The following is an 8,375-nucleotide window of genomic DNA, read 5'->3' on the forward strand; positions in this document are numbered from 1 at the left end:
ACCACACCCCCCCCCTCGGCTAACACCCTGGTCGCCCCGGCTACCCCCGGTTGTGGTTTTGGTCCCCCAAACCCCACACAAACCCCACACGGGACCTGACCAGCGGAAACCTCAGGCCTCGTCGCGGGTGCCGAACATCGCCACGAAGGTGAAGCGCAGGACGCGCTGGTCGCCTCGATCCGCCGTCCCGGTGATCTCCACCAGGCCCAGGTTCGGTTTGCTCTGCGACCGCCGCTGGCTGTTGACCTCCATCTTCAGCTGCAGGACGTCGTCGGGGAACACCGGCGCGAGCCAGGCCAGCTCGTTGCCGCCGGGAGAGCCTTGCGAGGTCGAGTCCGCAACCACGTTGTCGACGTAGCCGCGCATCCACAGCGATGCGGTGAACCAGCCGGACGCGCACAGCCCGCCGAGCACGGAGTTGCGGCCCGCCTCCTCGTCGAGGTGGAACGGCTGCGGGTCGAAGCGCTCGGCGAAGGCCAGCATCTCGGCCCGGTCGACCTTCACCTCGCCGAGATCGAAAACCCGGCCCGGCGTGAGGTCTTCGTACGCGATCATGCCCATCGCCTCATCGTCGCAGCGGACCCCAGGATCAGTGCCCAGGGGTTGCTCGCGGTTCGTGATCGGCATTTCCGGGGCGGATCGGACATTCCGGTGCCGGCGGTCGGCCGGGCGGAAAATTCCGTGGCCGACATGGAACCATCAGCGCAGCGGCGTGCGTCCAAGTCGCGACGTGCAGTCTGCGGTCTCCGGCCCGCGGACGACCGCTTTGCCGTTGCCGACCGGACGAGGGCGCCGCGCGCCTGCGACGGATCCGCCAGCGAACAGGAGGGGAGCGGCCGTGTCGACCGACCACCGTGCCCAGGTAGAAGAGCTGATGGCGGACTACCGGCGCAGTCGGGACCGGCTCGCCGAGACGCACCGGGACCTGTCCGCGATCGCGGAAACCGCCCGCTCCAAGGACGGCAGGGTGCAGGTCGTGGTCGGCCCGCAGGGCGTGCTGCGCGAGGTGGTGCTCGCCGACGACGTCTACGAGCGGCAGCGCCCGGCCCAGCTCGCGGCGATCATCGTGCAGCTGACCGCGGCGGCGGCGCAGGCCGCATCGCGCCGGGTCGCCGACGTGCTCGCCGAGGTGCTGCCCGCCGGGGCCGATCCGGAGCTGCTGCTGGGCGGACACGCCGACATTCCGGCGGATCCGGCACCGCGCAACGAACCGCGGCGCATCGACGACAATGTCGATGAAGATCCCGAGGAGGACTTCTCGAACGCGAGTTGGTTGCGGCAGGGCCCGGCGGAACGGAAGTGGTGACCATGAGTGGCTTCCGCAGTGATCTCGGGCAGCTGACCAAGCACGCCGGCGAGTTCGACGGCCTCGCCGGGCAGGCGCAGCGCATCGCCGACACCCTGCGCCAGGCGCTGGATGCGGCCGGTGACTGCTGGGGCGGCGACGACATCGGCGAGAACTTCGCCCGCACCCACTGCGGCCGGGCCGACCAGGCGCTGGACGACCTCGGCGCGTTGTCCGGGCGGCTGCGCGAGATGGGTGCGAAGTTCGCCGCGACCGCCGCGACGACGGAGCAGGCCGATGCCGGCGGCGCCGAGGAATTCGGCCGACTAGCCGGGCGGGGGTGACCTGCGGATGGGCATCGAACTTCCCGCGGAACTCCGGGATGTCGCGGCGCGCGCGGGCGCGAAGTGGCCGGAGGCCGACGAGGACAAGATGCGTGAGTCGGCGTCGGCGTGGCGAGACGCCGCGAAGTCGATCGACGCGCTCACCGGCGCCGCCGACGGCACCGCGCAGGGCGCGCTCGGCGCGTTCGACGGCGAGGCGGCCCAGGCGGCCGGCCGCGCCTGGGACGAGTTCGCCGCGGGAGACGGCGTGCTGCCCGCGTCGGCGAAGCAGTGCCTGGCCGCCGCGGACCGCCTCGACCACGCGGCCGAGCAGGTCGGCGCGGCGAAAGTGCAGCTGGTGCGGGAACTGGTGACGCTGGCGAAGCAGACCGACGCGGCCGAGCAGGCGGCTGCCGCGGGGCATCCGCAGGCTCTGGCGGCGCTGGATTCGGCGCTGAACGGCGCGGCGGCGAACGTGGCGCAGGTGCACAACACGCTGACCTCGGCGGTCGATCTGGACAGCGGCGTGCTGGTGGGGTCGGGCGGCTCGCACGGCCTGCTGTCGACGGCCGGCGGCGCCCTGCAATCCGGCGCCGGCCTAGCATCATCCACAGTGGACGGTGTTGTGTCCGGTGGGACAGGTGTGGCGACCGGTGTCGTCGACGATCTTGGCAAGACCGCGCACGAGACTGTTGGTGGCGTTGGCCGAGCGGCGCACGAGACTGTTGGTGGTGTTGCGGAAGGCGTTGGCCGAGGGGCGCATGAGGCCGTTGGCGGCGTTGGGCGGGCGGCGCACGAGGTTGCCGGTGATGTCGGGAGCGCGGGTCTCGGTCGACCTGCGCAGGAGACCGTTGGGGGAGTGGCAGCAGGTGCGCACGGCTCTGTCGAAGAAGTGGCACGAACCGCAAATCCCTGGCAGGGCGATGCCGAGCACACCGGCCCGGTCAAGGTCGATCCCGGCGGCTGGGCCCCAGGCCTCGCCGACGCCGGCACCGGCCCGATCCCGATGATCGGCGACTCCGCCCGCCCGGGCTGGACGACGCCCGACGGCGGCGACCCCGCCTCCAGCACCGCGCCGCACGCGGTGCACTCCGCCTGGGCTTCGCCCCAGGCTCCCCAGGCTCCCCAGGCTCCGCAGCCGCCGCTGCCGCCGCTGCCGGGCGCGGCTGCGCCGCCACAGGGCTTCGCCCCGCCGCCTCAGGCCGGCCACTTCGTGGCTCAGCCAGGTGTGCCCGGTGCTCCGCCGCCGTCGGCTGCTCCGCCTCCGGCGGCCGCAGCGCGGCCTCCGATGCCGCCGGCCGCTCCGCGTGGCCCGGTCGCGTTCGGTGCGCCTGCTCCGCAGGCTCCTCCTGCTCCGGTCAACCAGCCGATGCAGCGCGCTCCGCTGCGCCCGCTTCCGGCTCCGGCGCAGCCGCCGGTTCCGGTGCCGCAGGAGGCGCCGCAGCGGCCGTTGCGGCAGGGCAGCCGGAACGCGGACGTGGTGGCCTTCGTGCTGCACCAGTTCCCGATCGGTTACATGCCGGTGGCGGCGAGCAAGGCGAGCAGGCAGTTGCCCGTGCCGGAGGTGGTCGAGGAGCGCAGGCCGGGCCTGAACTTCCCGCCGCAGGACCACCCGCAGTCCCGCCTGGTTGACGACAGCGATGCGCTGGGACGGGTGCGATCGGCCGAGGCGTATGCGGCAGCGCAGCGCTATCGGGCCGAGCGCAGCGAGCCCGAGCAGCTGCCCGCGGAGCTCACGGCGGATCACGAGCCGCTCGGCGAGCTCAGCGAGCAGGAGTGGGAGCGCGAGTTCCAGGGGCGCGACGGCGAGTTCGCGTGGCCGCCTGCGGAGCAGTTCCCGGAGGGCGGCGTGGAACCGGCGGAGCCGGTGGTGCTGGAGCCGGACACGGTGCTCGACTGCTTGGGAAGCGGCGATGGGCGGATTTTGTTCGCCGTGGCAACGCCTTTCGCGCAGCGTTCGTTGCCCGCCGCCTACGACGAGCGCGACTACCGGCGGTATCGGGTCATGCGCCCGTTGCCGGTGTGGCAGGCGGTCGCGGCATCGTGGTTCGCGCAGCCCGGCGGCGGGATGCGCTTCCGCGCGACCTACTCGCTCTCCGACCTGGTCGGGCTCGGCTATCTGGTGGAGTTGACCAAGGCGCGGGAGATCGCCGAGGCGGCGACGCTGCGCATCGTGCGCGAGGAGCAGGAAGCCGGCGAAGTGGTGCTGTCTACCTTCCGGATCACTCGCGAGCAGGACGATCCGGAATCCGAGGAAGCCGCTGCGACCATGCGGGAGGAGTCCGGAGCGAAGGTGGCGTCGACGGTGCGGATCGTGCGCGACGAGGGAACGACTGACGGCGGGACGACGCAGGAGGCCGCGAAGTGAACACCGAGTCCGTGCTCGGCTGGTTGGTGGCGATGGGCGTCCCGGAGGAGCTGGTGTCCGTCGGGGCCGAGGCCGACGACGCCTGGTGCCTGATCCGCGACGAGGTCGACGGGGCACCGGCCTGGGAGGTCTTCTGGCGGGAGCAGGGCAACCGCTACGACTGGGCCCGGTTCAGCAGCGAGCAGGTGGCGTGCTTCTACCTGTTCGGCCGGCTGACCTGGACCCAGGCGTTGCGCGGGGTCGTCGGGCCGGTGGACGTGACGAGCACGCCGCCGAAGGGCACACCGGCGCAGCGGGTGTGAGCGCCGAGCGCATCCGTGTCGACCTGTGATCTCGGGTGAGTAGTGCTACCGATGCCGATCGGGTGGTGCATGCCCAGACTTGGGAACCATGTCGCAACCACAGCCCGGCGAAGCGCTTCAGTTGGTCGCAGGCGAGTTGCACGCCATCGGCCAGCGGCTGACCTACTTGGGCAGCATGGTGCAGGCACAGCTGCAAGCGCCGCAGCAGTCCCCGTACTACCAGGCCGCACCCGGCCAAGCCGCTGCTGCGCAGCAGCAATACGTCGCGCCTGAGCAGCAAACCGCTGTCGCGCAGCAGTATCAGGCTGTGCCGGATCAGCAACCGGCTGTCGCGCAGCAGTATCAAGCCGTGCCGGATCAGCAAGTCGCTGCAGTGCAGCAATCTCAGGTCGTGCCGGAGCAGCAGCCGACTGTGCCCGAGGCGGAACCCGCTGGAGCGCAGCAAGGGGTCGCACCGCAGTATCCGGGCGCGGCGGCCCAGTACCCGGCTCCGCAGGCGTATCCGGGGCTGTCGCAGATCCCGGCGCCGAGCGCGGACCGGCGGATCGGCGCGGGCCTGGAGCCGAGCCGCGTCCTGGCCTGGGTCGGTGCCGGGGTGACCTTGCTCGGCGTGGTCTTCCTGCTGGTGCTCGCAGTGCAGCAGGACTGGCTGGGGCCGGGCGCGAGGGTCGCCGGCGGCGCGGTGCTCGCCGCTCTGCTGGTCGCGGCCGGGTGGTGGATGCACCGCCGGTCCTCGACCGAGCAGCCGGGCGGAGCGGGGCGCATCGCCGGATTCGCCCTGGCCACAACGGGTTTCGGCGCGCTGTTCCTGGACGTGGTCGCGGCCACCGCGCTTTACGACTACCTGTCGGTGCCGGCCGGGCTCGGCGTCGGCCTCGCGGTCAGCGTCGCGGGCCTGGCGCTCGCGGACCGGTGGCGGGCGCAGCCGCTGGCCCTCGGAGTCGTGCTCAGCTCGGCGATCTGCGCGCCGCTGATCACGGGGACGGTGGATGCGCTGCTGGTGGGCTTCCTGATGTTGCTGCAGGTCGCGGCCACTCCGGTGCAGGTGCGACGGGGCTGGGCGGGCCTCGCGGTGGCGGCCGGAATTCCCACCGTGCTGGCCGCTTTGGCGGCGAGCGTGCGCGGAATTTGGGTCGACGACACCACGCTCGTGGCCGCGATCTTCGTCGCCGCGGTGCTGGGCGTGGCGGTCGCGGCGATCACCGCCGCCGCCCGCCCGTCCGCGGACTGGACGGCGATCGGCCTGCTCATCGCCGCGCCGACGCCGGCTTTCCTGGCCGGGCCGCTGCTGCTGGAGCGCCCCGCGGCGGGCACGATCGGCGGCGGAATGGTCGTGCTGCTGCTGGCGATCTGGGCCGTCGGGCGGTTCACACCTGCGTTCCGGAGCCGGTTGTCGACGAGGTTCGTCGCGGCGGTCGGCGGGATGGCCGCCGTCGCGGCGGTGCAGACGACGCTGGTCTTCCTGGATTCGTCGAGCTGGGGAACGGCTTTGCTGTGCGAGGCGCTGCTGCTGAGCGTCGGCGCGTTCGTGCTGCGCAGCGGGGGAGTGCTGCTCGGGGCGACGTGCTACGCGACCTTCGGCTTCCTGCTGACGTTCATCTACGAGCTGCCGATTACCGTGCTGCTCTGGTACCACGGCGGCACCGGAGTCCGCGGCCTGCTGGCCGGGCTGCTGATCGCGCTGGTGGCGGTGGCCCTGCCGGTCGCGGCGGTGCGGATCGGCAAGCTGGCGAAACTGCCGGAATCGCTGCTGCCGTGGGCGGCCTCGGGGCTGGCGCTGCTGTACGGAACGGCGAGCGCGACGATGGCCGCGTGCCTGCTGGTGCTCGACGCGCGGGCGGGATTCCTCACCGGGCACATCCTGATCACGCTGAGCTGGGTGGTGGCGGCGATCGCGTTGCTGCTGCGCGGAGTCCGGCTGAAGCACCTGCGAATCGCGGGCCTGGTGCTGATCGCGGTGTCGCTGGCGAAGCTGCTGCTGTTCGACCTGGCGACCCTGGACGGTGTAGCCCGAGTGATCGCCTTCCTCTGCGCGGGCCTGATCCTCCTGGCGGCGGGCTCGGCCTACGCCCGCCTCCTGGCCAAAGCCAAGCCAGCGGACTGATCCGCAGGTAAAAGCCCGTGAGTGCTTTGTGCTGCTATAGCAACACAAAACACTCACGGGTCCTGACCAGTCCGAACGAGGTGCCCCAGGGTTCGTGAGTGATAACTCCGGTAAGAACCGGAATGATCACTCACGACCAGCTCAACGCTGGTAGTGGTCGACCTTGACGGCGGATAAGAAGCTGCGCCAGCGCCGGTTGCTGAAGGCGAGGATGCCGCCATCGGGGTTCTTCGAGTCCCGCACTGCCGCCGCATCCGAAGTCAGCGCCACCTCGACGCAGTTGTGCACCGAGCCGCTGCGGCTGCTCTTGCGCCATAGCTGTTCATTCATCGCCGAGCCTTCCCACGAGGTCCTTGATCAAGCAGGTCGACTCTTGCTTGTCCAACGCGCAGTCGTCCAGCTCTTGGCAGGCTTTCATGAAAGGTTCTACGTCGGCAGGCTCCGTCAGGGCGACCACGAAGTAGCGCGCTTCCACGAACACGTGGGCGCTGCCGTCCGGCAGCTCGTACAGCGAGAACGATCCATCCAGCGCAGGATGCGGCATGGAACTCAGCGGCACGATGCGCATCGAAATATTGCTTCTGCGTTGCAGCACAAGCAGGTGCTCAAGCTGCTCGCGCATGATCCGGACATCGTTCATGGTGCGCAGCAGGGTGGCCTCGTCGATGAAGAACCTGACCTCGGGGGCCTCTGGCCGCGACAGCACTGCCTGTCGTCCCAACCGCGCAGCTACGCGATTCTCCAGGTCCTGTCCAGGAAGTTCCGACATCGACATGAGCAACCGTGCGTACTCAGCCGTCTGCGCCAAGCCTGGGATGAGTGTGTTCTCCACGCCGACGATCGCAGAAGCCTCTTGTTCGAGAACCATCATGGTCGCCTGTTGATCCGACACCCTGGAGGCCATCTCGAACCAGGCGGACTTGGCGCTTTTCCCGGCCCGGTCGATGAGAAGCACTTTCTGTTCCCCGGTCACGCCGTAGAGAGCGCACAACGCTGCAACCTCATCGCGGTCCGGTGCTCGTTGTCCCAGCTCGGTCCTGTTAACCGACGAAGGGGATACGCCTAGCGCGGCGGCCACCGATCGGGTGGTCATTCCAGCTTTTTCCCTTAGTTTCCGCAGTTGCATGCCGAGTCCGACCTGAGACGTGCGCGGATTCTCGCTCATGCGGTGACCTTCCGTTTGTTGTGTCAAGGCGTCCCGGGGATGAGACGAAGCGGGCGACCATGAGGCTCTGACCTGCAATGTCCCTGATTCGATGAAACAAGATTAGCTTCGTAGCTTCGCCTTTCGAAGGCGCTGAACAGCAGTTACTTCGAAAGAAGTGCTGGCGAATCCGTACCGGAGTGAGACGCAAGAGGTCTACTGGATCGTGGGGATCGGGTTGGCTCGGCGGCATGCGACGCCGGTCCGGCCGGGGGCTCAGCCCGCGCGGGCGAGTGGGTTCCTTCGCTGTGCGAGGTGTGGATGCGGGTTCCATTCGCCACGCTCGCGGGCCGCACCCCGCGCTCTGCGGCAGTCACCGAGCGCTGTCCACAGTGCACTGATGCCGTCGGCGAGCGCGGCTTCTCCGGCCGGAACTGGGATTTCTGATGGGCGGCGCGATGATTCACGAGTTCAGCTGGGCCGCCGTGCAGCACGTCCTCGTCGCCGGTGCGGGAACGCTGTTGCTGGTGCTCTGCTACATCGCCACTGGATACCTGCGGAGCTGCTCAGGGCAGCACGCCGGTGCAGGGCAGGGCGCGACGACGGTGTGGCAGATCCAGAACTCGCTTGCGGCGGAGGCGGAACGCCGATTCGCGCAGGAGTACATCGGGCGGCACCGGTTGCGCGAGCCGTTGCTTGGTCGTGAGCGGCAACGGTCGCTATAGAGGCTGTTTTGGATGTGGTGACGTGCGGATGTGGTAGCGCGGGGTTTTGTCTTTGAAGCGGCGCAGCCGCTTAGCCCACCTACTCAGCTTGCACCGCCGCGGGTTCTCAGGTGTCTTCTCGCGA

General features: G+C 69.9%; 9 protein-coding genes. 6 read left to right on the top strand and 3 right to left on the bottom strand.

What is annotated here, in order from left to right; all coding sequences use genetic code 11:
- Positions 1 to 111: 111 nt before the first annotated feature.
- Positions 112 to 561, bottom strand: a complete 450-nt coding sequence (locus AB0I53_RS29870; protein WP_358610108.1) for a MaoC family dehydratase — start codon at positions 559 to 561, stop codon at positions 112 to 114.
- Positions 562 to 838: 277 nt separating this feature from the next.
- Between AB0I53_RS29870 and AB0I53_RS29875 the strand changes: the two genes are divergently transcribed.
- The 5 genes from AB0I53_RS29875 (at position 839) to AB0I53_RS29895 (ending at position 6,382) form a co-directional block, all read left to right on the top strand.
- The gene (locus tag AB0I53_RS29875) at positions 839 to 1,306 is read left to right on the top strand and encodes a YbaB/EbfC family nucleoid-associated protein (RefSeq protein ID WP_358610111.1); all 468 of its coding nucleotides are present in this window, start codon (positions 839 to 841) and stop codon (positions 1,304 to 1,306) included.
- Between the two features lie 2 nt (positions 1,307 to 1,308).
- Positions 1,309 to 1,629 (top strand): hypothetical protein, encoded by a 321-nt coding sequence (locus AB0I53_RS29880; protein WP_358610140.1) that lies wholly within the window; start codon positions 1,309 to 1,311, stop codon positions 1,627 to 1,629.
- Positions 1,630 to 1,636: 7 nt separating this feature from the next.
- Positions 1,637 to 3,976: a glycohydrolase toxin TNT-related protein gene (locus AB0I53_RS29885; protein WP_358610114.1), complete on the top strand. Its 2,340-nt coding sequence runs from the start codon at positions 1,637 to 1,639 to the stop codon at positions 3,974 to 3,976.
- Positions 3,973 to 4,278, top strand: a complete 306-nt coding sequence (locus AB0I53_RS29890; RefSeq protein WP_358610117.1) for a hypothetical protein — start codon at positions 3,973 to 3,975, stop codon at positions 4,276 to 4,278. The genes AB0I53_RS29885 and AB0I53_RS29890 overlap by 4 nt, the downstream gene beginning before the upstream one ends.
- A gap of 88 nt (positions 4,279 to 4,366) precedes the next feature.
- Positions 4,367 to 6,382: a DUF2339 domain-containing protein gene (locus AB0I53_RS29895; protein WP_358610120.1), complete on the top strand. Its 2,016-nt coding sequence runs from the start codon at positions 4,367 to 4,369 to the stop codon at positions 6,380 to 6,382.
- A gap of 141 nt (positions 6,383 to 6,523) precedes the next feature.
- On the opposite strand, the gene AB0I53_RS29900 is transcribed toward AB0I53_RS29895, so the two are convergent.
- Both AB0I53_RS29900 and AB0I53_RS29905 read right to left on the bottom strand, forming a co-directional pair.
- Positions 6,524 to 6,712: a DUF397 domain-containing protein gene (locus tag AB0I53_RS29900; RefSeq protein WP_358610123.1), complete on the bottom strand. Its 189-nt coding sequence runs from the start codon at positions 6,710 to 6,712 to the stop codon at positions 6,524 to 6,526.
- The gene (locus AB0I53_RS29905) at positions 6,705 to 7,547 is read right to left on the bottom strand and encodes a helix-turn-helix transcriptional regulator (protein ID WP_358610126.1); all 843 of its coding nucleotides are present in this window, start codon (positions 7,545 to 7,547) and stop codon (positions 6,705 to 6,707) included. The genes AB0I53_RS29900 and AB0I53_RS29905 overlap by 8 nt, the downstream gene beginning before the upstream one ends.
- A gap of 425 nt (positions 7,548 to 7,972) precedes the next feature.
- On the opposite strand from AB0I53_RS29905, the gene AB0I53_RS29910 reads away from it, so the two are divergent.
- A complete protein-coding gene (locus AB0I53_RS29910) occupies positions 7,973 to 8,251 on the top strand; it encodes a hypothetical protein (RefSeq protein WP_358610129.1) in 279 nt (92 codons plus the stop codon).
- Positions 8,252 to 8,375: the final 124 nt, after the last annotated feature.

Origin of the sequence: Saccharopolyspora sp. NPDC050389 (assembly GCF_040655595.1) — a bacterium.
Classification (GTDB): domain Bacteria; phylum Actinomycetota; class Actinomycetes; order Mycobacteriales; family Pseudonocardiaceae; genus Saccharopolyspora.